The sequence below is a fragment of the Nonomuraea sp. C10 genome (genome assembly GCF_008017515.1).
GTDB lineage: Bacteria > Actinomycetota > Actinomycetes > Streptosporangiales > Streptosporangiaceae > Nonomuraea > Nonomuraea ferruginea.
In genome coordinates, this window is sequence record NZ_VPFF01000001.1 from 822,999 (window position 1) to 846,771 (window position 23,773).

18 protein-coding genes and 1 tRNA gene are annotated in these 23,773 nt (G+C 72.2%); 8 read left to right on the plus strand and 11 right to left on the minus strand.

Annotated features, from left to right (window positions below; genetic code table 11):
• Positions 1-56 precede the first annotated feature (56 nt).
• The 4 genes from FR742_RS03850 (at position 57) to lat (ending at position 4,153) form a co-directional block, all read left to right on the plus strand.
• Positions 57-1,535 carry a penicillin-binding transpeptidase domain-containing protein gene (locus FR742_RS03850; protein WP_187280977.1) on the plus strand — a complete coding sequence of 493 codons (1,479 nt, stop codon included), beginning with the start codon at positions 57-59 and terminating at the stop codon, positions 1,533-1,535.
• A 20-nt stretch (positions 1,536-1,555) separates the two neighbouring features.
• Positions 1,556-2,200 carry a hemolysin III family protein gene (locus FR742_RS03855; RefSeq protein ID WP_148029630.1) on the plus strand — a complete coding sequence of 215 codons (645 nt, stop codon included), beginning with the start codon at positions 1,556-1,558 and terminating at the stop codon, positions 2,198-2,200.
• A 60-nt stretch (positions 2,201-2,260) separates the two neighbouring features.
• On the plus strand, positions 2,261-2,788 hold the full coding sequence (locus tag FR742_RS03860; RefSeq protein ID WP_148029631.1) for an HdeD family acid-resistance protein: 528 nt from the start codon (positions 2,261-2,263) through the stop codon (positions 2,786-2,788).
• 84 nt (positions 2,789-2,872) lie between these two features.
• The gene (gene lat, locus FR742_RS03865) at positions 2,873-4,153 is read left to right on the plus strand and encodes an L-lysine 6-transaminase (protein ID WP_148029632.1); all 1,281 of its coding nucleotides are present in this window, start codon (positions 2,873-2,875) and stop codon (positions 4,151-4,153) included.
• A 57-nt stretch (positions 4,154-4,210) separates the two neighbouring features.
• Here lat and FR742_RS03870 read toward each other — a convergent pair whose 3' ends face one another.
• The 8 genes from FR742_RS03870 to FR742_RS03905 all read right to left on the minus strand — a co-directional run bounded on the left by FR742_RS03870 (position 4,211) and on the right by FR742_RS03905 (position 13,044).
• On the minus strand, positions 4,211-4,438 hold the full coding sequence (locus FR742_RS03870; protein ID WP_148029633.1) for a LuxR C-terminal-related transcriptional regulator: 228 nt from the start codon (positions 4,436-4,438) through the stop codon (positions 4,211-4,213).
• 156 nt (positions 4,439-4,594) lie between these two features.
• Positions 4,595-4,670: transfer RNA gene (locus FR742_RS03875), tRNA-His, on the minus strand.
• 67 nt (positions 4,671-4,737) lie between these two features.
• A complete protein-coding gene (gene orn, locus FR742_RS03880) occupies positions 4,738-5,331 on the minus strand; it encodes an oligoribonuclease (protein ID WP_148029634.1) in 594 nt (197 codons plus the stop codon).
• A 70-nt stretch (positions 5,332-5,401) separates the two neighbouring features.
• Positions 5,402-6,727 (minus strand): DUF2510 domain-containing protein, encoded by a 1,326-nt coding sequence (locus FR742_RS03885; RefSeq protein WP_148029635.1) that lies wholly within the window; start codon positions 6,725-6,727, stop codon positions 5,402-5,404.
• Between the two features lie 37 nt (positions 6,728-6,764).
• A complete protein-coding gene (locus FR742_RS45575) occupies positions 6,765-8,168 on the minus strand; it encodes a hypothetical protein (RefSeq protein ID WP_148029636.1) in 1,404 nt (467 codons plus the stop codon).
• Positions 8,169-8,287: 119 nt separating this feature from the next.
• A complete protein-coding gene (locus tag FR742_RS03895; protein ID WP_148029637.1) occupies positions 8,288-9,826 on the minus strand; it encodes a serine/threonine-protein kinase in 1,539 nt (512 codons plus the stop codon).
• A 112-nt stretch (positions 9,827-9,938) separates the two neighbouring features.
• Positions 9,939-12,317: a serine/threonine-protein kinase gene (locus tag FR742_RS03900; RefSeq protein WP_148029638.1), complete on the minus strand. Its 2,379-nt coding sequence runs from the start codon at positions 12,315-12,317 to the stop codon at positions 9,939-9,941.
• An 88-nt stretch (positions 12,318-12,405) separates the two neighbouring features.
• Positions 12,406-13,044 carry a pyridoxamine 5'-phosphate oxidase family protein gene (locus FR742_RS03905; RefSeq protein ID WP_148029639.1) on the minus strand — a complete coding sequence of 213 codons (639 nt, stop codon included), beginning with the start codon at positions 13,042-13,044 and terminating at the stop codon, positions 12,406-12,408.
• Between the two features lie 67 nt (positions 13,045-13,111).
• Between FR742_RS03905 and FR742_RS03910 the strand changes: the two genes are divergently transcribed.
• Positions 13,112-14,503, plus strand: a complete 1,392-nt coding sequence (locus FR742_RS03910; RefSeq protein ID WP_148029640.1) for a PLP-dependent aminotransferase family protein — start codon at positions 13,112-13,114, stop codon at positions 14,501-14,503.
• Here the strand turns inward: FR742_RS03910 and FR742_RS03915 are convergent.
• Entirely contained in the window at positions 14,490-15,614 is a 1,125-nt protein-coding gene (locus FR742_RS03915) for a DegT/DnrJ/EryC1/StrS family aminotransferase (RefSeq protein WP_148029641.1), read from the minus strand. The two genes, FR742_RS03910 and FR742_RS03915, sit on opposite strands and share 14 nt — an antisense overlap.
• A complete protein-coding gene (locus FR742_RS03920; RefSeq protein ID WP_261808347.1) occupies positions 15,611-16,693 on the minus strand; it encodes a GNAT family N-acetyltransferase in 1,083 nt (360 codons plus the stop codon). Before FR742_RS03920 ends, FR742_RS03915 begins: the two co-directional genes overlap by 4 nt.
• Before the next feature lie 147 nt (positions 16,694-16,840).
• On the opposite strand from FR742_RS03920, the gene FR742_RS03925 reads away from it, so the two are divergent.
• From FR742_RS03925 to FR742_RS03935, 3 genes are all read left to right on the plus strand, one after another.
• Positions 16,841-17,869 carry a phosphotransferase family protein gene (locus FR742_RS03925; protein ID WP_148029642.1) on the plus strand — a complete coding sequence of 343 codons (1,029 nt, stop codon included), beginning with the start codon at positions 16,841-16,843 and terminating at the stop codon, positions 17,867-17,869.
• A 54-nt stretch (positions 17,870-17,923) separates the two neighbouring features.
• A complete protein-coding gene (locus FR742_RS03930) occupies positions 17,924-18,673 on the plus strand; it encodes an SDR family oxidoreductase (protein ID WP_148029643.1) in 750 nt (249 codons plus the stop codon).
• Between the two features lie 100 nt (positions 18,674-18,773).
• On the plus strand, positions 18,774-20,171 hold the full coding sequence (locus FR742_RS03935; RefSeq protein ID WP_148029644.1) for a GH39 family glycosyl hydrolase: 1,398 nt from the start codon (positions 18,774-18,776) through the stop codon (positions 20,169-20,171).
• A gap of 4 nt (positions 20,172-20,175) precedes the next feature.
• Here FR742_RS03935 and FR742_RS03940 read toward each other — a convergent pair whose 3' ends face one another.
• A complete protein-coding gene (locus FR742_RS03940) occupies positions 20,176-23,694 on the minus strand; it encodes a hypothetical protein (protein WP_148029645.1) in 3,519 nt (1,172 codons plus the stop codon).
• Positions 23,695-23,773 lie beyond the last annotated feature (79 nt).

The window sequence follows — 23,773 nt, forward strand, 5'->3', positions numbered from 1 at the left end:
TGCGACAGCGCAGGCTGATTGTGGTCGTAGGCGCAGTTGTGGCCGTTATCGCCGCGGTGGCTTTCGCGGTCTCGGCCGCCGGCGGCGTCGAGGGCAGCGCCGCCGACACCTCGGCCGCGTACTTCCAGGCCTGGCGGGACGGCGACGTGGTCGCCATGTCGCGGCTGGTGGACCGGCCTCCCGGCGACTTCAGGCAGTGGCACGAGGCGATGGGCGGCGCCCTCGGCGTGGAGCGGCTGCGGCTGGAGCCCGGGGACGTCGAGCGCACCGGCGAGGAGACGGCCGAGGTGACGTTCACCGGGGTCAGGGAGCTGGAGGAGCTGGGCGAGTGGCCGTTCGACGGCACGCTCAGGCTGGCGGTGCGCGACCGGCAGTGGAAGGTCCTCTGGCAGCCCGAGACCCTGCACCCGCTGCTCAAGGACGGCGGCACGATCGAGCTCGTCGAGCTGTTCGGCTCCCCGGCCGAGCAGGTCACCAGGGAGGGCGACAAGATCCCGCACAACAGCTACGCCGACGCCCACCTGCGGCCGCTGCGCGACGACCGGGAGGAGGGCGAGCCGGTGGGCTGGGTGCTGGTGGCCAAGGCGCCGGGGAAGCCGGACCGGGAGCTGCTGAGCGCGCGGCCGGAGACCCGGCGCCAGCGGACCACGCTGTCGCGCTCGGTGCAGGCGGCGGCCGCGCGGGCGCTCGACGCGAGCTCCGACGCGGCCATCGTGGCGATCCAGCCCAGCAGCGGCGACATCCTCGCGGTGGCCGACCGGCTGAAGAGCGGCTTCAGCGCGTTGAAGGACGTGTTCCCGCCCGGCTCCACCTTCAAGGTCATCACGGCCGCGGCGCTGCTGGAGTCGGGGCTCGGCCCGGGTGACCAGGTGGCGTGTCCCGGCACGTACACGATCCCCGGTCATCGCACCCTCCGCAACGACGGCGAGGTGGCGCGCGGCGCCGTCTCCTTCACCGACGCGTTCGCGTACTCCTGCAACACCACGTTCGTCGAGCAGTCGCTCGCCCGGCTGGACGTGGCCGACCTGCCGGGGACGGCCTCCAGGTGGGGCTTCGGGCGGGCGCTGCCGACCGGCGCGGGCGGCTTCTGCGGCTCGATCCAGGAGGCGGACGGGCCCGACCAGCGCGCCGCCGACGCCATCGGGCAGGGCTCGGTCACGGCCAGCCCGCTCTGCATGGCGACGGTCGCCGCCGCGGTGCAGAGCGGCACCTGGCGGGCGCCCAGGCTGGTGCCGGAGAAGGAGGCCACCCGCATCGACGGCCCCGCGCCCGACCCCGTGGAGCTGGACCAGGGGGTGGTGGCGGGGCTGCGGGCGATGATGCGCGCGGTCGTGGACCACGGCACGGCCGGCGGCGCGGGGCTGCCCGGTGACCTTTCGGGCAAGACCGGCACCGCCGAGGTCGTGGACGGCGCCCCGCACGCGTGGTTCATCGGTTACCGCGGCGACCTGGCCTTCTCCGTCTTCGTCAGGCACGGCGGCTCGGGCCGGTCGGCGGCGGTGCCGATCGCCGCCCGCTTCTTGAATGGACTCTAACCTACGGTACCGTAGGTTATATGACGACGATCTCCGTTAAGCCCATTCTGCGGGGGTGGTTGCACGCGGGAGCGTTGCCCGTGACCATGATCGCGGGCATCGTGCTCGTGGCGCTCGGCCCGACCCTCCAGGCCCGCCTCGCCTCGGCCGTCTACGCGATCACTTCAGGGCTGCTCTTCGGCATCTCGGCCACCTATCACCGCGGCACGCTCGGCCCCAGGCTCGCCGAGTGGCTGCGCCGGTTCGACCACGCCAACATCTACCTGATCATCGCGGGCACGTACACGCCGTTCGCGCTGCTCGCGCTCGACGGCGCCGCGCGGATCGCCGTGCTCGCCGTCACCTGGGGCGGGGCGCTCACGGGCGTGCTGTTCAGGGTGCTGTGGATGGGCGCGCCGCGCTGGCTCTACACCGTCCTGTATCTCGCGCTCGGCTGGACCGCGATCTTCGTGATGCCGCAGCTCCTGCGGGGCGCCGGGGTGGCCGCCGTGGTGCTGGTCGCCGTCGGCGGCGTCTTCTACAGCGCCGGCGCCGTCGTGTACGGGCTGCGCCGGCCGGATCCCTCGCCCCGCTGGTTCGGCTACCACGAGGTGTTCCACGCCTTCACCCTGGCCGCCTACCTGGTGCAGTACGTCGCGGTGTCGATCGTGGTCTACTCCCAATGATCGCCCATTCTTGACCATGCCGAGGGATGCCCCGACGGCTCGCGCGGACATCAGGGAAGAATGGAGCAGCAACTCGCACGTACCTGGTGGATGCCGCTCGTCCGGGGCATCGCGGCCGTGATCTTCGGCATCCTGGCACTGATCTGGCCGGGCATCACCCTGCTGGTGCTCGTGATCTTCTTCGGCGCCTACGCGATCGTCGACGGCATCGTCGCGATCTACTCCGCGTACCGCCACGAGGTGCGGTCGCGGGCCTGGGCCGTGGCCCTCGGCGTCATCGGCATCCTGGCCGGCCTCGCCGCCTTCATCTGGCCGGGCATCACCTCGCTCGTGCTGCTGTACCTCATCGCCCTCTGGGCGATCTTCACCGGCATCGCGGAGATCGCGGACGGGATCCAGCTGCGCAAGGTCATCTCCAACGAGTGGATGCTCATCCTGGGCGGCGTGCTGTCGGTCATTTTCGGCGTGCTGCTCCTGCTCTGGCCGGCCGCCGGGCTGCTCAGCCTCGTCTGGCTGGTCGGGATCTTCGCGCTGCTGTACGGGATCACGCTGATCGCGCTGTCTTTCCGGTTGAAGAAAATCGTCTGACAGGGCGATGATCCGTAAATTTTATGGATGAATCCGGGTTACGGTGGGGAATATATGGCATGTCCGGCCGAATGCGGAGGAGACATGGACGTTCACGCCCGCCTTGCCCGCCACCTGCTCGTCGACGGATACAGGCTCGTACTCGACCTCGAACTCAGCCAGGGCTCGTGGCTCGTCGACGCCCGCGACGGCCGGCGCTACCTCGACTTCTACACGTTCTTCGCCTCCGCGCCGCTCGGCGTGAACCCGCCCTTCGACCCCGACTTCGCCCGCCTGCTCGGCCAGGTCGCCCGCAACAAGCCGGCCAACCCCGACATGTACACCGAGCACCTCGCCGACTTCGTCGACACCTTCACCCGGGTGCTCGGCGACCCCGCCCTGCCCCACCTGTTCTTCGTCGAGGGCGGCGCGCTGGCCGTGGAGAACGCGCTCAAGGTCGCCTTCGACTGGAAGAGCCGCCGCAACGAGGCCGCCGGTCGCCCGCGCGAGCTCGGCACCCGGGTCCTCCACCTCACCCAGGCCTTCCACGGCCGCAGCGGCTACACGCTGAGCCTGACCAACACCGATCCGGTCAAGACCGACCGGTTCCCCACCTTCGACTGGCCGCGCGTCGAGGTGCCCGCCATCCACGCCGGCGACGTCGAGGCGGCCGAGGAGCGCGCGCTGGCCCAGGCCCGCGCCGCCTTCGAGCGGCATCCGCACGACATCGCCTGCTTCATCGCCGAGCCCATCCAGGGCGAGGGCGGCGACAACCACATGCGGCCGGAGTTCCTGCGGGCCATGCAGGACCTGTGCCACGCGCACGACGCCCTGTTCGTCCTGGACGAGGTGCAGACGGGCGGCGGCACCACCGGCACCCCGTGGGCCTACCAGCAGCTCGGGCTGCAGCCGGACATCGTGGCCTTCGCCAAGAAGGTCCAGGTCGGCGGCATCATGGCGGGGCGGCGCGTGGACGAGGTGCCCGGCAACGTCTTCGAACGCAGCGGGCGGATCAACTCCACCTGGGGCGGCGGGCTGGTCGACATGGTGCGCAGCCGCGGCATCCTGGAGATCGTCGAGCGCGACGGGCTCATCCCGCGGGCGGCCGCCCTCGGCACCACCATCCTGGAGCGGCTGACCAAGCTGGAGGCCGAGCACCCGGAGACCGTGTCCGGCGTCCGGGGGCGCGGGCTCATGTGCGCCTTCGACCTGCCGGCGCCGTCCGACAGGGACGCCCTGGTCACCCGGCTGCGCGAGGAGGCGGGAGTCCTGGTCCTGCCGTGCGGGCCCAGGTCGGTCCGCCTGCGCCCGGCGCTCAACATCCCGGAGCAGGACGTGGACCACGGCCTCACGGCCCTGTCCGCCCTCCTGGAGACGGCTCCGTAGCCACCTCTGTCCGAGCGCGCGCGCCTCAGGGGAGGGCGCGCACGCTCCGAGGCGAGATCACTCCGTGGTACGGGACCGCCAGAGGCCGATGGCACGGACGCGGGAGTCCACGCCGAGCTTGGCATAGATGCGGTTGACGTGGTTCTTGACCGTTTTCTCGCTGAGAAACAGTCGCTGTGCGATCTGGCTGTTGGACTGTCCTGTCGCGATCAGGTCCATGACCTCGGCCTCACGCTTGCTCAAGGACGTGAACGCGCTGTCGAACGCTGCGTCGTCGACTCTCATCCGGCCTCCGGGGCGCGCAGACGGTCAGATCGCCGAGTCCCCCCAACCAACCGGCGTTAGCGGTAGACAGCGAGCATAACTCGCATTGACATGTTTTTGGGGAGTTGTCGGAAGAAAACGGCAACGGCCGGTCCCGAAGAACCGGCCGTTGCCCTCTGGGGTGAGTGAAGGGACTTGAACCCTCGACATCCAGGACCACAACCTGGCGCTCTGCCAACTGAGCTACACCCACCATCGCGCCGTCCGCAAGAACGGCACAGGAAGAGTGTAGCGGTGTTCGGGAGTCTTCACGCCACCCGTTAACCGCTGACACGCTCCGCGAGTGTCCGGGCCGTCGCCGAGTCAGGCCCGGGCTGGCCGACGAACACGGCAGCCCGATAGTAACGCAGCTCCCGGATGCTCTCCAGGATGTCGGCCAGAGCCCGATGGCCGCCCTGCTTCTCGGGCGCGGCGAAGTAGACGCGGGGATACCACCGCCGCGACAGCTCCTTGATCGACGACACGTCGACCATGCGGTAGTGGAGGTAGGCGTCGACCGCCGGCATGTCCCTGGCCAGGAACGTGCGGTCGGTGCCGATCGAGTTGCCGCACAGCGGAGCCTTCTTCGGCTCGGGGACGTGGCGCCGGATGTAGTCGAGCACCAGCGACTCGGCCTCGGCCAGCGTGACCCCGGTCGCCAGCTCCGGCAGCAGCCCCGACGCGGTGTGCATCTCGCGGACGACCCCCGACATCTGCTCCAGTGACTCCGGCGGCGGCTTGATGATCACATCCACGCCGCTGTCGAGCTGGTTGAGCTCGCTGTCGGTGACGATGCACGCCACCTCGACGAGCGCGTCGCGCCCGAGGTCGAGACCCGTCATCTCGCAGTCGATCCAGACCAGGGAATCACTCATGCGTACTCCTCGCCGCAGCGGCCCGGAGCGACCCGTCCGCCTGCTCATGCCACCAGCCTAGTGCCACTCGTCACGCGGGCTTGAGCGAGCTCACCACCTTGTCGACCACGTCGGTGCCGAGGTTGTCGGGCACCGAGACGTAGATGAGTCCTGGCCGCTCGCCCTCACCGCGGTCCATGAGCACGACCGCGCCGTTCTCCTTCTTCCACTGGTAGCCCTTCTCCTCGGCGATCTGGGTGAAGTCCATTTCGAACTGCACCAGCCAGGCGTCCCGGTCACCGATCTTGATCGCCTGGTCCTTGACGATCTTGCTGGTGTGCTGGAGCGAGTAGTACCTGTTGTTGAAGTCGGCGTACACCGCCTTGGCCGTCAGCCCGATCCCGGCGGCGCCGGGGTAGGGGTAGCGGTCGCTGAGCGCCCCGGTGAAGACGTTGCCGATCCAGTCGGACCGGCCGTCGAACTTCTCCTGCGAGATCTTCTGCACGCCGCTGCTCCACAGCTGGGCCCCCGGCTGGGTGCTGTTGATCGCGGACGCGCGCGGCACGTCCCAGGTGTCCGGCACCTCGTACGAGACCCCCAGCTTGGCGTCGGTGATGCGGCCGTCCACCGGCTGCGGGAGCTCGGCGGAGCTCTGCGGCGGGTCGGTCGAGGGCGGGGGATCGGTCGAGGGCGCCGGGTCCGGGTCCTCGGTCTCCGCCGGCTCCTCGGTCTGGCTCTGGGACGTCGTCGGCGCGGCCGCCGGGTCACCGGTGCTGTTGACGAAGACGACGGCGGCCACCACGAGGAGGGCCACCACGAGCAGTGCCGCCGCCCCGCCGATGATCCACGGCATCGGGTTGCTCTGCTTGGGCGGCGGGCCGTAGCCGGGAGCGTCCCACGGCTGCTGCCCGTAGGAGCCCTGCTGTCCGTACGGGGCCTGCTGGCCGTACTGCTGCCCTCCCGGCTGCCCGTACGGGGCCTGCTGGCCGCCGGGATGCCCGAACGCGCCCTCCTGCGGACCCGACTGCCCATAAGGACCGGACTGCCCGTACGACCCCGACTGCCCGTACGGTCCAGACTGGCCGGAAGGCCCGGTCTGCCCGTACGGACCTGACTGGCCGGAAGGGGGCTGGCCCTGGGGCGGAGGCTGGCCGTAGGCGAGCGTGGGGTTGGCCCCCGCCGGCGGCCAGTCGGGCGGCCGGCTGCCGTGCTGCTGCGGGCCGGAGGCCGGCTGGGGTCCTGAGGGCTGCTGGTGCGCCGGCCCCTGATCCGTCTGGCCCTGCTGCGTCGGGCCTCGATCCATCGGGCCCTGCTCCATCGGATGGGTGGCGTCGGTCCACTGGCTGCCGTCCCACCACCGCAGTTGCGGAGAGCCGTACGGGTCGGGGTACCAGCCCGCGGGGGTCTGCGAGGTCATGCACGTCAGCGTAGTAAACAACCGCTTTGGTGCGCATTCAGCACTTGTAGGTGAAGGTCGTCTTCGCGGTGCGGGCCGGACCGGGAGAGAGCACCCGTAACGTGGCCGTGGCCTTGGCGGTGCGCTCGCCCTGGAGCCGCCACGTCAGGTCGACGTCGTAGGAGGTGGTGCCGGCCGTGGCACGCAGGGTGCCCTCCTCGACGTCCTTGTCCAGGTTCATCCGCCACTCGTAGCGGATCTCGCCGGCCCCGCCGTTGGTGTCGATCCGGCCCGAGACGAACGCGTCGCTGTCGCAGCCCAGCGTCTTCTCCGACGTGGTGACGGTCACCTTCTCCACCGCCACGGGTGTGTCGTCGCCACCGCCGAGCCGCAGCCAGGCCAGGACCGCCCCGGCCATCACGGCCGCGAACACGAGCGCCGATACGATCGTCCGGCGGCGTCGCGCGCGCACCGCCCTGGCCCTGCCGTTCCGCGCGGGGGAGACGCCCTCGCGCCAGATCCGCTGGGCCGTGGACTCCTGCCCCGCCGCGCCGACGCCCGGCCCGAACCGCATCGCCTCCCCGCCGCCGGGGCTGGGACTGGTGGTCGCCTGACCGGCGTGCGTGGTGCGGCCCGCGCTCTCGCGCCCCTGCGGGACGTGCAGCAGGGTGACGATGTCGCCCTCGTCGCGCTCCTGCCCGGCCGGGGCCGGCATGCCGTACGCGGCGGGCTGCGCGAACATCGACTGGCCGCGTGCCGCCTGCGCCAGCCGGTCACGGGTGATCATGCCGCCGGGCAGCACGTGCGACTCGGCGAGCAGGCCGCTCCTGGCCGCCGCCAGCCCGTGGGCGGTGGCCGCGGCCGCGGCCCGCTCGAACGCCGCCGCGGCCTGTGGCGCCCCGCGCTGGCAGGCGCCGGCGAGCCCGCGTGCCAGCGCCGCCCAGCCGGAGACGTCGCGGTCCGGCGGCGAGATCTCGCCCCGGATGGCGTCGGCCAGCCCGCGCTCGGACAGCAGCGCGGCGCCGTCGGCCGTGACCACGACGGTGCCCGGGTGCACCGAGCCGTGCGTCACCCCCGACGCGTGCAGCGCGAGCAGGGTCTGAGAGGTGTCGGCCAGCACCGCCGCCGCGCCGCCCGGCTCCACGGTGCCGGCCGCCAGCAGGCTCGCCAGGGTGGGCGTGACCGCCTGCGCGGTGAGCAGCCACACCTGCTCGCCGGCCGCCACCACGTCGGCGACCGGGATCAGCCCGCCGAGCCCGCCCATGACGAGCCGGCGGTCGGTCAGCACCGCCGACACCACCCGGTCGCGCACCCCGGGCAGCTCGATGATCCTGGAGTCGAACAGCAGCGCCCCGGCCCTGCGGCCGTCGGGCGAGATCGCGTCGATCCAGTTGCCCAGCTCGGTGATCCAGGTGTGCTCGGTCAGCCGGAACCCGGCGATCCCCTGTCTCGGATTGCTCATCGCCGTCTGCCCCCCCGGAGCGCCAGATCTTCCTGTGGTGACGCCCCGACTTGCGTCGCCTTACCGCCAGTTTGACGGGAACCGCACCGGACGTCACCCGTTCCGGTCGGTGCCGCTCCCTAGTCGATGATCACCGTGGGCGTGCTCCTGGGCGGCTCGCCGCCGGTCGGGCTCTCGGACGGGCTGGGCGTGGTCGGCGGTGTGGACGGCGTCCGCGTGGGTTGCCGCGTCGGCGTCTGCCGCGTGGGCGTGGCGGAGGGCTGCGTGGGCGCGGCGGTGCCCCGGTTGCCGGTGTCGGCCTTGCCGGACAGCCTGGTCTCCGGCGTCTCGGCCGGGGTGGACACCGGGGTCTTCACCGGGGTCCGGGTCGGCCGGGCCGTGGGCTTCCTGGTCCTGGTCGGCCGCACAGTCGGCCGCACCGTGGGGCGGGTCGTGGGACGGGTGGCCGTGGGCTGGGCGACGGGCGCGACGGACGTGGTCGGCTGCGGCGTCGTCGCCTCCGGCGTCGGCTCCTCGGGCGTCTCCGTCTCGACCGGCTCCAAGGTGTCGGTCTCCACCGGCTCGGCGCTGGAGGCCGACGGGGTGGGCGTGGCCGTGGTGGTCTGCGCGCGCAGGGCGGTGTCGCCCTTCCACGGGTTCACCAGCACCACCGCCACCGCGATCGCCACCCCGACGCAGGCCGTGGTGATCGCGGCCTTGGCGGACACCTTGCTCAGCAGCTTGGCCGGGCCTTCGAAGCGGGTCTCGGCCAGCGTGGTGACCGCCTCCGCCGGAGCCTCGGGCGGCACCGGCCAGAGCAGCAGGAGCAGGCCCGCCAGAGACGTCAGCCTCCGCCTGCCGCGCTCCTCCCAGTCGGTCCCGTACGCCTCGCGGGCGACGGTCTCCAGCTCCACCAGGAACGCCTCGGCGGACGCCGGCCGTTCTTCCGTGCGCTTGGCCAGGCCCTGCTCGACCAGGCCCTGCAGGGCCGGCGGCACCTCCTCGACGGGCGGCGGCGTGGCCTGGTGCTGGCGGGCCAGCGCGGCCAGGTTGGTCGCCCGGTAGGGGCGGGCGCCGGTCAGGCACTCGAAGAAGACCACCGTGGCCGCGTACACGTCCGTCGCGGGGGAGGCCGGCGCGCCCGACCACTGCTCCGGCGCCATGTACGGCGGCGTGCCGGCCGCGCTGGCGCCGATGCCGGCCGCCACCGCGATGCCGAAGTCGACCAGCTTGCTGGCGCCGTCGCCCTGGACGATCACGTTCTCCGGCTTGTAGTCGCGGTGCACGATCCCCATCGCGTGCGCCGCGGCGAGCCCCTGTAAGGAGCCCTTGAGCACGGTCAGCGCGGCCTCGGGCCCCGTCGGGCCCTCCGAGCGGAGCAGCTCGCGCAGCGACACGCCGTTGACCAGCTCCATGACGATGGCCGCGCCGTGCCCGGTCTCGACGTAGTCGATCAGCCTGGCGTTGTGCGGGCTGCGCATCGCGCCCAGCAGCCTGGCCTCCTGCCGGAACCGGGCGACGAAGCCGACGTCGTCCCTCAGCCGGTCGGACAGGTACTTGATGGCGACTTCGGCCCCGTCGTGGTCGCGCGTGGCCAGGACCACCCGGCCGGCGGCGCCGGTGCCCAGCTCGCGGACCTCGGTGTAACCGGGGACCCCCCACCGCTCATCGCCGTTCATAGCGGTCTCCTCTACGGTCGTCCGGGCCCCCACCCTCAACAGACGGAGCGTAGCTTAACCGGCGTTTCACACCTACCGGCATCAGATATCCCGAAATTCGAAAGGGTGAGATTCAGTTGATCTCCGGCTGTGGAGTCTCCGTCACCTCGGGTTCACAGTCCGGCAGCGTGCCGCCCCGCTGGGAGCCGCCGTTGCCCGCTCCCGGCCGGGTGCTCGCCCGTACCCGCCAGGACGCCCCGCAGGGTGTCTTGACCGCGTATCGGATCGTCCTGGAGTACGAAGTCGCGCCGGACAGCGTGAGCTGCCTCGTACCGGCGATCTTCCCGGCCTGGAACCCCACGACGAGGCGGACCGGCCGCGTGTCACCGGTCCTCACGGCGACCGTGGCGGTCAGCCCGCCGGCGTCGGCCACGGCGCGCACGACGGAGACGCTCCTGACCTCGATCGGGCAGACGACGTCGGCGCTGCCGGTGGCCGTCCGGCCCTTGGCGGTGACCCGGACCGTGACGGTGGCGCCGCACGGGCGGCTGCGGAAGGCGTGGCGGAACGTCGTGGTGTACGAGGTGCGCCCGGACGCCTCGGCCGACCGGGTGGCGACCTGGTCGCCGTTGACCGCGAAGGCCGCCGCCACCGGCACCTCGCCGGTGCCGCTGGTGCGCATGGACACGGTGGCTCTGGCGGTCGCGCCCGCCATGGCCAGCCTCACCCGCAGGCCGGTCACCTCGGTCGGGCAGGGCGGCACGCTCACGGTCGACGAACCGTTCCCGCCGCGTGCGGGCGGGTCGGAGACGACGGTGAGCGTGACGTCCTTGCCGCAGGGGCGCTCGCCCAGGTCGTGCGAGACGGTGCGGGTGTAGGTGCGGGCGTCGCCGAGCCGGATCCGCTCGGTGCGCACCTCCTGACCGGCGACGCGCCAGGTGGCGCGGGCGGTGATGGGGCCGGTGCCGGTGGCGTCGACGGTGAGCGCTCCCGCCGCGACGGCGCCCCTGACGGCCAACCGGTGCACGACGAGCGAGGACACCGCGGTCAGGGGCGGCGCGCTCGTGACCGGGTCGCTCGGCGTCGGGGTGCTCGTCGTCGGAGTCGTCGTCGGAGTCACCGTCGGCGTGGTCGTCGTCGGCGGGTCGGAAGAGGGCGGGGCGGAGGAGGGCGGGGCGCTGGTCGGCGGGTCCGAGGTGGGCGGGTCGCTGGTCGGAGGCTCGGAGGAAGGCGGGGTGCTGGCCGGCGGGGCGCCGGGGCCGTCCGTGGAGGTCGCGACCGGGTCGGGGCCCCCGGTGACGGCGGGGTCCGGCGACCCGCCCGTGGCGGTGGCCGGGGACCCCGGGTCGCCGATGACCGGCAGGCGGCCGAGCGCCGTGTCCTCCGGGGAGGGGCCCGCGGTGGGATCCCCGGAGGGCCGCGGAGTCACCGCCGGCGGCAGGGACGGGGTGGGCGACGGCGCTTCGGAGGGCGCGGCGGCCACGGGTTCGAGCCGCGTCGGCGTCTCCCTGTTGACGGCCACGACCACCACGGCGGCGGCCACCACGGCGGCCAGCCCGCCCGCCATGGCGACGCGCACCGCCTTGCGCGGCGCTTCCCTGAACACCGTGCGGGCCAGGGTGGTGGTCACCTGCGGGGCGGGCTCGGCGGGCTCGGGCAGCAGCAGCGCGAGCAGGAACACCAGCCCGGCCAGCCGCCGGCGGCCGCGCTCCTCCCAGTCGTCGCCGTAGGCGGCCCTGGCGACCTCCTCCACCTCGGCGACGAACGCCTCGGCGCCGGCGGGCCGGTCGGCGGGGCTCTTGGCCAGCCCGCGCCGGATCAGCTCGCGCACCGGCTCGGGCGCGTCGTCCACCGGCACCGGGGCGTGCAGGTGCTGGTAGCCCAGCACGCTCGGCTCCGGCGAGCGGTAGGGCCGGTGGCCCGTCAGGCACTCGAAGAACACGGCCGTGGCCGCGTACACGTCGGTCGCCGGGGTGGCGGGCTCGCCCGACCACAGCTCCGGCGCCATGTAGGGCGGGGTGCCCTCGGCCCGGGTGGCCTGACCCTGCTTGACGGCGATGCCGAAGTCGACAAGCTTGCTGTGGCCGTCGTCGCGGACGATCACGTTCTCCGGCTTGTAGTCGCGGTGGACCAGGCCGAGCGCGTGCGCCCCGGCCAGGCCGAGCAGCGAGCCCTTGAGGACGACCAGCGCCGCCTCCGCGCCGGTCGGGCCGCTCTCGCGCAGCAGCGCGCGCAGCGGGACGCCGTTGACCAGCTCCATGACGATGGCGGCGCCCTGCGGATCCTGGATGTACTCCCACAGCGTGGCGACGTTCGGGTCGCGCAGCGTGGTCAGCAGCCGCGCCTCGGAGCGGAACCTGCCCAGCGCGGCCGGATCATGTCGCAACCTCTCGGAGAGGTACTTGATCGCGACCTTGACGCCGGTCTCCTCGTGCGCGGCCAGCACGACACGGCCGCTGGCGCCCGCGCCGAGCTGCGTGATCTCCGTGTAGCCGGGTGCGCTCCACTCCATTTGTCCGCCTCTTTAACCAGGGTCGGCCCACCAGTTGAGACGCGTGATCTAGGGAAGGAGTTTGCCAGGTGCGCCCCTGTTCATGGAACTACTTTCTGTCACTGATGTGAACCGGTATGCCGATCCCGTCTGCGAGCGCCGGGTCGGGCAGCGGCTCGCCCCAGGCGGTGACGAGCGGGAGCACCCCCGCCCACATGGGCAGCGCGTAGTCGGCGTCCTCGTCGCTGGGCGCGCCACGGCGGATCTTGACCGACGCCTCGTCCAGCGGCAGGGCGAGCACGGCGGTGGCGGCCAGCTCCTTGCGGTCCGGCGGCCGGGCGTAGTCCCACTGGCCCGGCGCGAGCTGCTCGGTCAGCGCCCGCAGGCCGGCCATCCGCTCCTCCTCGTCCGTCACCAGCCTGGCCCGGCCGTAGACGATCGCGGAGCGGTAGTTGACGGAGTGGTGGAAGACCGACCTGGCCAGCACGATGCCGTCGAGGTGGGTCACCGTCACGCACACCTCGCCGCCGGCCGCCGCCCGCAGCGACCTGGCCCCCGTCGACCCGTGCAGGTAGAGGGTGTCGCCGACGCGCCCGTAGCCGGTGGGCACCACCATCGGGTAACCGTCGGCCACCACGCCCAGGTGGCAGATCAGACCCGCGTCGAGGATCTCGTACAGATCGTTCCTGTCGGTGCTGCCACGCTCCTTCGAGCGGCCCAGCCTGGTGCGAGCGGTGGAGGAGAGCATGCGTCGACCGTAGCCGCGAAGTGGACCTATCCTGGAGAGCCACTATCAACGCCTTCCCGGAGACCACTTGCGTGCCCTCGTCGACCTCCCGATCTCCCTGTCCAGGGAGTCCGACGTGCCGCTGACCGTCCAGCTCGCGGGCCGGCTGCGCGACGCCATGCTCTCGGGCGCGCTCGCGACCGGTGAGCGGCTGCCGTCCTCGCGCGGGCTGGCCGCCCAGCTCGGGGTCAGCCGCACCGTGGTGACCGAGGCCTACCAGCAGCTCTACGCCGAGGGCTGGCTGGAGGGGCGGCACGGCTCCGGCACGTTCGTGGCCTCGATGGAGACACCGCCCGGCGCCAACGGGGCCGCCGCCGCGCAGGCGCCCGCCCCGAAGATGGCGCGGCGGGCGGTGCCGGGCGACCACGTGATCAACCTGTCGCCCGGCCACCCCTGGGTGCGCGACTACGACGTGGCCGCCTGGAAGCGGGCCTGGCGCAAGGCCGCCGACCTGCCGCCGGGCGACTATCCCGACCCCTACGGCCTGCCCAGGCTCAGAGAGCTCCTCGCCGATCACCTGCGCAGGGCCAGGGCGGTGGCCGTCGGGCCGGAGAACATCCTGGTCACCCGCGGCACCGGCAACGGCCTCGACCTGTGCGCGCAGGCGCTGCTCGGCGCGGGCACCCGCGCGGGCGTCGAGGACCCGGGCTACCACGTGGCCCGCACGGTGTTCGCCGCCAGGGGAGCGGAGGTGGTGGCCTGCCCCGTGGACGAGGACGGCGTGATCGTCGACGACCTGCCCGGCGGGCTGCGCGTGCTCTACACCACTCCCGCCCACCAGTACCCGCTGGGCGGGCGCCTGCCGATCCCGCGCCGCGAGCGGCTGCTGGCGTGGGCCAGGCGCACCGGCGCCACGGTCGTGGAGGACGACTACGACGCCGAGTTCCGCTACGACGTCGCCCCGCTGCCCGCCCTCTACGGCCTCGACCCGTCGCGGGTGGTGCTGCTCGGCACGCTCTCGAAGTCGCTGGCGCCGGACGTCGGGGTCGGCTGGCTGGTCGGCACGCCCGATCTGCTCGACAGGATCGCCGCCATCCGCCGCGCCGTCTCCGACCGCACCAGCGGGCCGGTGCAGCAGGCGGTGGCGACCCTGCTGGAGCGCGGCGACCTCGACCGCCACCTGCGCAGGATGCGCCTGGAGTACGCGCGCAGGCGCGCCGTGGTGGTGGAGTCGCTGGGACCGGTCTGCCGCCTGCGCGGCGACACGGCCGGGCTGCACGTGCTGGCCGAGCTGCCGCCGGGGCTGGCCCCCCGCGTCATGGAACGTGCCGCGGAGCGAGGGGTGCTGCTCGACACGGCCGAACGCCATCATCACGGGGTCGAGCGGGTGCACGGCCTGGTCATCGGGTACGGTTCCGCCTCGCTCGCGCAGGTGCGGCGGGGCTGCCAGATCCTGGCCGAGCTGATCAGGGAAGGCTGAACGCCGGGGCGGCCTCAAGCTCGCGCAGCAGCGGCAGCGCCCGGCGCGCGTACAGCGGGTCGACCGGCAGCACGTGCCGGGCCCACCAGCGGGCCGGCGTCGGGTCGGGCGAGGGCTTGGTGAGACCCGGCGCGTAGTCGTCGTACGGCGGGTCGTAGAGATAGCCGGTCGCCACCCCGCGCCGCTCCAGCTCGGCGATGGCGGCGTCGCGGTCGCGCACCAGCAGCGGCACCCTGAACAACGGCTGGTCGAGGTGGTCGCGCACGGCGGGGGCGGCGATCGGCAACGACGCGAGCAGGGCGACCCCGGCCAGCCTGCGCTCGCGTTCGCGCGGCACCTTGGCCACCCGCCTGGTCTGGTACCACCGGGACACCCGGCCCTGGGCGGCGCGGTAGTCGTGCAGGTCGGCCCGGACCCACGGGTCGAACGACGGCAGCGAGGGCGCCCGCGGCAGCGCCTCGGCCAGCTCGCGGGCCATCAGCGCGATGCGGTAGCCCTCCCGCTCCTCCTGCAGGCCCAGCGCCCGCATCAGCCACAGCGCCGGGCGCACCAGGTCGAGCCGGAGCGCCGCCTGGCGGGCCATCGAGGTGGCCACGGCGAACAGCTCCGCGCGCAGCGACCCCGGCCGCAGCAGGGCGTCGCGGGCCTGCTCCAGCGACTTCAGGTCGGCGCGCTCCGTAACGGCCAGCACCCCGCCCGAGCCGGCGGCGGCGTGCTTGCCCAGGCTGAACACCCCGGCCAGGCCGAACGTGCCGAGCGGCCGGCCGCCGACCGAGGTCTCCATCGCGTGGGCGACGTCCTCGACGAGCACCTTCCCGGTGAACGCCGTCACCTGGTCGGGCAGCCCGTACAGATTGGTCGTCAGGACCGCGTCCACGGAGGAGAGGTCGGCGCGGGCGACGTCGATGTTGCCGTCGCGCGGCGACAGCGGCGCGATCACCGGGCACAGGCCGGCGGCGAGCACCAGGAAGAGGATCTCGTCGGCGGAGACCGGCGACATGAGCAACCGCTGGCCGGGCGAGCACCAGTGGCGCAGCGCCAGGTAGAGACCGAGCCGGTTGGAGGGGAGGAGCAGGCAGTGGCGGCCGGTGCGCTCCTCCAGGAACCTCATCCGGCCATCCTGGCCCGCAACCGGCCGTAGGTCTTCAGCGCCTTGTCCGCGGTCCTGTGGAGCACCGGATGGGCCAGCACGGTGGCCCTGGCCCTGCGCGCGGGCACCCGCATCATCCAGTGGACGCCGGCCGGGAGGCCGGGCCTGGCGAGGCGGCCCTCCGCGACGGAGAGCTCGCCGGTCTTGAGCTTCTCCTTGTACTCCTTGGCGCCCCGGCCCATGTCGATCAGCTCGATGCCGGCGGCGGCGGCCTTCTCGGCCATCGCCAGGTGCTGGATGAGGCCGGGGGAGTACTTGGCGAAGGCGGTGTCGTAGGCGGGGAACCAACCGGCCAGGGTGGTGCGGGTGCGGACGCCGAAGTGGCCGGCCACCGGCCGGTCGCCGACGTAGACCATGTCGAGCACGCCGGCGAAGCTCTCGCCGCGGGTCGCCTGCAGCCGCTCCACCAGCTCGACGATCCACCGGTGGGAGAACCGGTCGGTGCGGCCGGTGCGGCGGTACTGGTCGGTCTTCCAGTTGAGCAGGGTGTGGAGCGGTCCCGGGTCGGTGATCGCGAACTCGTGGCGCACCTCGCCGGCCTCGCGCCCGAGCTTGCGCTCCTTGGCCAGCGTCGTCTTGTAGGTCTTGCCGGAGTTGGCCCGCAGGAACTCGGTGTAGGGGCCGTAGCCGTCGCTCAGGTCGATGACCGGCGACGGATAGGTCTCGTAGGTGGCGCCCAGCAGGGGCTGCCCGATCACCAGGTGGTCGAACTCGTAGACGCTGAGCCCGCACTTGCGCAGCAGCTTGAACGGGTCGATCTCGAGGTCCTTGGCGTAGATCATGCCCTGGGCGTCGGTCAGACCCGCGGCCACCGGTTTGCCGATGCCCAGCGGGTGTCGCTCGAACGGGAAGAATCCGACGATCTCCGGCCCGTCGTGGATCACCGCGACCCGCACGGCGTCGCGCAGCTCACCGACGGTGAGCGTGAACTCCGGAGACAGGAAGGGGTTGTCGAACGCCGTGTCGCTTTCCTGCAAAGCACGCCAGCGGCTGATTTCGGCGTCTCCCAGCTCTCTGGGATGAGCGAGGGTGACCTGCACTGGGCTCCTACTGTCGACATGCCTCGGGGCGGCAGACATGTGGAAACTCAGCTTAAAGGATCGGTGTGTCGCCTGTTCTCGCAGGTGCGGAACGTTACGCAACTCCCAGGTGGTTTTCAGAACCGAATAACGTTCTAATATCAGACCATGACCGTACCTGGGATCGACCGGCCCCGGCTGTTCGCCTGGATGGGCCGCCACGCGCCCGACGCCGGTGAGCCGCTGTCCGTCTCGCTCATCTCCGGGGGCAGGTCCAACCTGACCTACCTCATCGAGACCGGCGAACGCCGCGTGGTGCTGCGCCGGCCCCCGCTCGGCCACGTGCTGCCCACCGCGCACGACATGGCGCGCGAGTGGCGCGTCATCTCCGCGCTGGCGCCGACCCCGGTGCCCGTGCCCGGCCCGGTCGCGTTCTGCGCGGACGAGGACGTCATCGGCGCGCCGTTCTACCTCATGGAGTACGTGGAAGGCGCCGCCGTTCGCGGCCGGGAGGAACTCGGCGACCTGCCGCCGGAGGGGACCAGGAGGCTGAGCGAGCGGCTGGCCGAGGTGCTGGCCGCCATCCACGCCGTCGACTACCGGGAGGCGGGGCTGGACGGCTTCGGCCGTCCCGACGGCTACCTGGCCCGGCAGGTCGAGCGCTGGTGCAAGCAGTGGGAGCGGTCGAAGACGGAGGAACGGCCCGACTTCGACCGCCTGGCGGAGCGGCTGCGCCGGAGGGTGCCCGCACACTCGGACGGCACGCTCGTGCACGGCGACTACCGGCTCGACAACACGCTGGTGCGGCTCGGCCCGGAGCCGGAGATCCGCGCGGTCGTCGACTGGGAGATGTCGACCCTCGGCGACCCCCTCGCCGACCTCGGGCTCACGCTCACGTACTGGCAGGACGCCGGGGACGAGGAACGGGCCGGGATCCCGGTCGCCGGGGACGTGACGGCCGCGCCCGGCTTCCTGAACGCCGCCGAGTTCGCCGCCCACTACGCGAAGGTCTCCGGCCGCGACACCGCCGAACTGGGCTTCTACGTCGCGCTGGGCAACTTCAAGCTCGCGGTCATCGTGGAGGGTATCCACGCCCGCTTCCGCCAGGGTAAGACCGTGGGGGAGGGGTTCGAGCGCATCGGCGGCGCCGTGCCCACCCTGATCGCCCGCGCGCACCGCATGCTCGGCCCGTCCTGACCGCCGGCCACGCCTGACCCGACGCCAGTCACACCCACCGCCCTGAGGAGCGTCATGAGCACTGTTGCACTGATCACCGGAGCGGCGAGCGGCATCGGCGCCGCGGTGGCCCGCCGCCTGTCGACGGGAGGCGCCAGGTGCGTCCTGGTCGACCTCGACGGCGACGGCGCCGAGCGGCTCGCCAAGGAGGTCGGCGGCGTCGCCCTGGCCGCCGACGTGCGCACCGAGGAGGCGTCCAGGCAGGCCGTCGCACTGGCCGAGAGCACCTACGGCCGGCTCGACCTGGTCCACCTCAACGCCGGCATCTCCAGCGGCGTCGACCTGAACGCCTTCGACCTGGCCCAGTACCGCAAGACCGTCGGGGTGAACGTGGACGGCGTGGTCTTCGGCGTGACCGCCGCCCTGCCGCTGCTGCGGCGCTCCGGCGGCGGCGCCATCGTGGTCACCGCGTCGCTGGCCGGGCTGGTCGGCTACGACGGCGACCCGATCTACACGATGACCAAGCACGCCGTCGTGGGCCTCGTCCGCGCCCTCGCCCCGCCGCTGGCCAAGGAGCACATCCGCATCTCCGCCGTCTGCCCCGGCTTCACCGACACCCCGCTGGTGGCCCAGGCGCGCGAGCTGTTCATCAGCGCCGGGTTCCCCTTGCTGGAGGCCGACGAGGTCGCGGCCGCCGTGGAATCGGCTTTTTACGCCGACGACACCGGCAGCTTGCTCGTGGTGCAGCCGGGTAGGCAACCGGTGCCGTACCGTTATGCAGGGGTTCCTGGACCCGCGAGCGGCCAGCGGCCACCATCGTCCTGACCGTTCGCAAGCCACTCGCAACCCGGACGGTTACGGTGAACAAGGTCGAGGGCCTGGCGCTCGGCCTTGTTTGGAACGTTCGTGAAGGGGTGGGTTCAGGGTGATTCCGACGGACGGCAGGCATGCCCGCAAACGGTCGCCATGGCCGCTGGCCGTCGGGGCGGGGGTCGTCGCGGTCCTGCTGGTCGCCGGCATCCTGACCTACGCCGGTCTGCGCTCGGAGCCGGACGACGGGCCCACGAGTTACGTCGGCGGCGAGATCGCCTCGTCCGCGCCCGCCGAGCCCGCGCCCGAGCTCGACCCGCCCCCGGCGGTGGACGACTGGCCGCGCTGGGGCATCACCCACACCCAATACAGCGCCGACAACGAGGACCGCGTGGCCCGGGAGGCGGCCAGGGGGATCCTCGGCCGGGTCCCGATGCTGCAGAACCAGCACATCATGGGCTGGGGCGCCGGCAACCCCGAGCCGAGCCCCGGCCAGTACAACTTCGTCGACCTCAACAGGCGGCTGAAGTTCATGGCGTCCTCGCGGTCCATCCCCGTGATCACGCTGTGCTGCGCGCCCGACTGGATGAAGGGCGGCCAGGCGGGCCGCACCGACTGGTCGAAGAACCACACGGTCGCGGTCAAGCCCGAACACTTCGACGACTACGCCAAGCTCGCCGCCCGGGTCGCCAAGCAGTATCCGACGGTCGAGTACTACATGGTGTGGAACGAGTTCAAGGGCTTCTGGAACGCCAGCACCAACCGGTGGGACGCCGAGGGCTACACCGAGCTCTACAACAAGGTCTACGACGCGCTCAAGAAGGTCAACCCGAAGATCAAGGTCGGCGGCCCCTACGTGCCGATCGAGAGCTCCAAGGCCGACAGGCCGTCCGAGCTGAAGGGCACGTACGGCAGCGTCGACCAGCGGGCGCTGGACGCGATCGAGTACTGGATCGAGCACAAGAAGGGCGCCGACTTCATCGTCGTCGACGGCGCCACCATGACCACCGACGGCGGCAACGTCCCCGACGACTTCGCGGCCACCGAGAAGTTCAGCGCGATCAGCACCTGGCTCAGGCAGAAGAGCGGCGACCTGCCGGTCTGGTGGGCCGAGTGGTACGTCGAGCCCGACGACTCCGGCTGGACCGAGGACAAGCGGACCGCCGTCCAGGCCACGGCCCTCATGGAGTTCGCCAAGAGCGGCGTCTCCACGGCTCTCTACTGGAACCCGCAGACCAGGGGCCGCGGCGAGTGCGCCGGCTGCCTGTGGCGGTCCGGCACCGGCGAGGAGATGCCCATGGCCGGCCTGCTCAGCGGCTTCACCAAGTGGTTCCCCGCCCACGCGCAGCTGGTGCAGGTCCAGTCCTCCGACAAGCGGATTCGCGTCCTGGCCCAGGAACGCCAGGTCGTCATGGTCAACACCGCCGACACCGCCGTGACCGCCACCGTCGACGGCAAGCAGGTCACGCTCCAGCCGTACGAGATCCAGTGGAGCGGCCGCGGCCCCGCCTGAACCGTCAGTTGAGGCCCGCGATGTAGACGAACCGCTCCACGATCACCCCGAGCGCCACCGCGAAGGCCGGGATGGCCACCGCCAGCATCCAGCGGCGGGCGCGTGGCGCCCGGCGGGGGCCGTTGAGCCTGATCACCTCGTAGCCGAACAGCGCGATCCAGGTCACGGCCAGCGCCCCGATGCCGACCGGCGTCCACGGCGAGGTGGGCTCCCCCTGCACCTTGTACGGGCGAGGATCGGGGATCTCCGTGCCGCGCACGAACTTGCCCCACGTGTAGAGAGCGGCGTCGTCGTTGGAGAAGACCCTCTTCAGCTCCGGCGCGGCGTCCAGCGCGGCCCGGAACTTCTCGCCCCAGCCCTCCGGGAAGCCCTCGTTGAGCTGCAGGTAGCTGACCTGGCCGCGGCTGACCACCACGTAGGTGTTGCGCGGGCTCTCGGGGCCGGGCTTCAGCGAGTCGATCACCCCGGTGATGTTCGTCGGGTCCTTGAACACCTGCGCCTGGCCGGCGAAGTTGACCAGCTCGATGTCGCGTTCGCCCCACGGCAGCGTGGGCGTGACCTCCGGGCCCAGCTTCGGCACCAGGTAGACCACCCGGGCGCTCGGCTTGTCGTGCTCGTACACGTAGTGCATGGCCGCGACCTCGCCCGAGGTCACCCGCTCGAACTTCTCGTTGCCGTAGCGGGCGACCAGGAAGGCGCCCGCGAACGCCACCGCCATGCACGCGGCCAGCACCAGCGAGATCTTCCTCGTCAGGTCGGGGTTGAAGCGCACGTTCCGCTTGCGCAGCGGGACGGTCTCCTCGCGCACGTCGGCGCTGTCGGCCGGCATGTTGGGGAAGAACGCGTACGCGGCCAGCAGGCACGCGCCGGGCAGCGCGAACATGTAGATGCGCAGCCCCATCTCGCCACCGTAGCTCTGCATCGCCAGCGCCAGCGCCGGCACGCAGAGCAGGATGAGCGCCGCCCGGTCGAACACGCCGCGGTGCAGCCGCCTGAACAGGCCCACCGCCGCCAGCGCCAGGATCACCACCAGGATGCCCAGCCGCGCCTGCAGCACCAGGGCGTGCAGCGCGTCGGTGCCCTCGATCCGGTCGCCCGTGTTGGTCTGCAGGTTGTCGAGCACCCGGCCGAGCCCGCCGAAGATCGTGTCGATCTGGCCGACCCAGAAGCCGACGGCCATGTAGCTGATCCAGGTCAGCACCACCAGGCCGAGGAAGAACGGCAGCCCCCACGTCAGCGAGGTCCGCTTGAACAGCAGGAACGCCGTCAGCACGCCGAGCATCATGAACGGCGTGATCTGGTGGGACGCCGTCGCGGCCACGAACAGGGCCAGCAGCAGCATGAGCATGAGCAGCTTGTCGGCCCGGAACATGCCGGTGTTGGCCAGCTCGCCGGGCGTCATCGCGTCCAGGCGGGCCAGCAGCCTGCGCAGCCCCTTCGGCGGGATCGGCTTGGTGCGCGGCTCCACCCGCCCGAACCAGCGCAGCAGGATCGCCACGAACACCAGATAGAGGGCGAACGTGAAGCCCTGCGGCGAGAAGTAGTCCTGCCCGATCCACTGGACCAGGATGAACAGCAGCGCCGCGAACCAGCGCGCCCGCGTGGTCGCCACCACCTGGCGCAGGATGAGCACGAACGGCAGCAGGTAGAGCAGGTTGGACAGCAGCGGCGACCAGTTGAGTATCGGCGTCAGGTCCTCGATCCCGGCCGCCTTCGTGACGAACGCGAACAGCGCGAAGAAGCCCGGCCAGCCCATGCGGGCGTCGATGTTGATGGCCGTCTCGCCGGTCCTGCCGATGAACTCCACGAAACCGGCATGGATGTACGCGGTCGGGAACCTGGGTTCCTCGGCCACCAGCGCGCCCACGCCGTGCAGGGCGAACGTGATGGCCGCGATCTGGAACAACAGCAGGAACTTGCGGTCGGTGCTCTGGGCGACCGTGACGAAGAACGACACGACCATGATGAGGATGGCCGCGAACGCGGTGACGGGCAGCGCCGAGATCAGGCCGAGGCCGTTGATCTCCTCGGGGTCGACACCCCAGTACGGGCCGGGCGGCGCCTTGACCGCCAGCACGTACATGACCAGACCTTCGAGCACCAGCAGCACGGGCAGCCACCGGGGCGCGCTGGCCAGCAACCTCGCCCAGCGCCCTCCCTGCTCGCCCGCGGCCCCTGGGGTCGCGACAGGCTTCTGCCGCACCGCGGTCGCGGCTTGAGCACCCGCCGCGCCCTGCTTGGAGGCCGCTGGAGCTTCCACCGGGTCTTTCTGGAGACCCGCCGGACCCTGGGGTGCCGCTGGATCTTTCTGGAGAGCCTTCGGAGCTTGGGGCGCCGCGGGGTCCTTCCGGGGACCCGCCGGAGTTTGGGGTGCCGCCGGGTTCTTTTGGAGAGCGATTGAGGTTTGGGTGGCCGCCGCGTCCTGTGGGGACGTGGTCTCCTGTCCGCCGTCTTCCGCCTTCGCGCCCGGCTGCCCGGGCTTGCCCTTGGCGGGCGCGGACGCCGCCGAGGCACCCGCCCCAGTGGTCTTGCCCCTGGGAGCGGTGGGCGGCGGCGAGCCCTTGGCGGCCGGTCGTGAGGCTCCGCCGGTCGAGGGGGAGGTGAAGTCCGTGGTCGGCGGGGCCGTGGATGCGCCGGAGTCCTTCCGGGCCTGCTGCGCGGGGAACGGAGTCGTGCCGGAGACGTCCTCCGTGGGCTTGGCCGAAGGGCCGAACTTGAGCTTGGGCAGCGTGGCCGTCTCCGGCTCGGCGTCCCCCTGCCCAGGTGCGGCAGCGAGGGCCGCCCCCTCAGCCTTCGGCCTGGCCGCATCGCCCTCCGGCTTCTGGCCCGAGGGGGTCTCCGTCTCGGGTGCGGCCTTCTGACCCGAGGGGGTCTCCGCCTCGGGTGCGGCCTTCTGACCCGAGGGGGTCTCCGCCTCGGGTGCGGCCTTCTGACCCGAGGGGGTCTCCGCCTCGGGTACGGACTTTTCACCCAAGCGGGTCTCTGCCTCGGGTACGGACTTCTCGCCCGAGCGGGTCTTCTCCGTCTCGGGCACGGCCTTCTGGGCGGACCGGGTCTCCTGGGCGGACCGGGTCTTCTCGGGTACGGATTGCGCCTTGGAGGCGGTGGTGGGCTTGGACGCGGGTGGTGGGGCGGCCGCGGCAGCGGCCTCTTCGGCGGTCGGCGGGCGGCCGATGTGGACCGACGGCGGGCCGGGGATGCGGAAGGTCAGGGTCTGGCTGACGTCCTCGGAGTCCCGCTTCGCTCCGCGCTCGTCCTCGGCGGAGTCGCCTCCGGAGGAAGCCGCGGCACGCTCTCCGGCAGGCCGCTCGGCGTCCGTCACGACGTCGCCGGGACGCTCTCCGGCAGGCCGCTCGGCGTCGGCGGGGGGCTCTTCGGCCGCCTCTTCGTCGGACGGGCGGTCGTCGGCCGAGCCGTCGGTGGGCTGGTCCGCGTCGGCGGGCTTGGGCGTGTCGGCTCGGTCCTTGGCGGCATCGAGGTCCAGCCGCGGGATGATCCCCGTAGCCTCCGGATCGAAGGGCACCTCTGACTCCTCTCCCGTGTCCCCCCGTACGCCGGAAGAGCCGGTGAAACGCGCTGTCATACGATCGCCGTCCCGTTGC

Coding starts and splice junctions, on each gene's coding strand:
- FR742_RS03900 (WP_148029638.1), bottom strand. CDS start 12,317: ATGGAGTGGAGCGCACCCGGCTACACGGAGATCACGCAGCTCGGCGCG.
- FR742_RS03895 (WP_148029637.1), bottom strand. CDS start 9,826: ATGAACGGCGATGAGCGGTGGGGGGTCCCCGGTTACACCGAGGTCCGC.
- FR742_RS03925 (WP_148029642.1), top strand. CDS start 16,841: ATGACCGTACCTGGGATCGACCGGCCCCGGCTGTTCGCCTGGATGGGC.
- orn (WP_148029634.1), bottom strand. CDS start 5,331: ATGAGTGATTCCCTGGTCTGGATCGACTGCGAGATGACGGGTCTCGAC.
- FR742_RS03915 (WP_148029641.1), bottom strand. CDS start 15,614: ATGAGGTTCCTGGAGGAGCGCACCGGCCGCCACTGCCTGCTCCTCCCC.
- FR742_RS03855 (WP_148029630.1), top strand. CDS start 1,556: ATGACGACGATCTCCGTTAAGCCCATTCTGCGGGGGTGGTTGCACGCG.
- FR742_RS03860 (WP_148029631.1), top strand. CDS start 2,261: ATGGAGCAGCAACTCGCACGTACCTGGTGGATGCCGCTCGTCCGGGGC.
- FR742_RS03930 (WP_148029643.1), top strand. CDS start 17,924: ATGAGCACTGTTGCACTGATCACCGGAGCGGCGAGCGGCATCGGCGCC.
- lat (WP_148029632.1), top strand. CDS start 2,873: ATGGACGTTCACGCCCGCCTTGCCCGCCACCTGCTCGTCGACGGATAC.
- FR742_RS03885 (WP_148029635.1), bottom strand. CDS start 6,727: ATGACCTCGCAGACCCCCGCGGGCTGGTACCCCGACCCGTACGGCTCT.
- FR742_RS45575 (WP_148029636.1), bottom strand. CDS start 8,168: ATGAGCAATCCGAGACAGGGGATCGCCGGGTTCCGGCTGACCGAGCAC.
- FR742_RS03905 (WP_148029639.1), bottom strand. CDS start 13,044: ATGCTCTCCTCCACCGCTCGCACCAGGCTGGGCCGCTCGAAGGAGCGT.
- FR742_RS03870 (WP_148029633.1), bottom strand. CDS start 4,438: ATGAGAGTCGACGACGCAGCGTTCGACAGCGCGTTCACGTCCTTGAGC.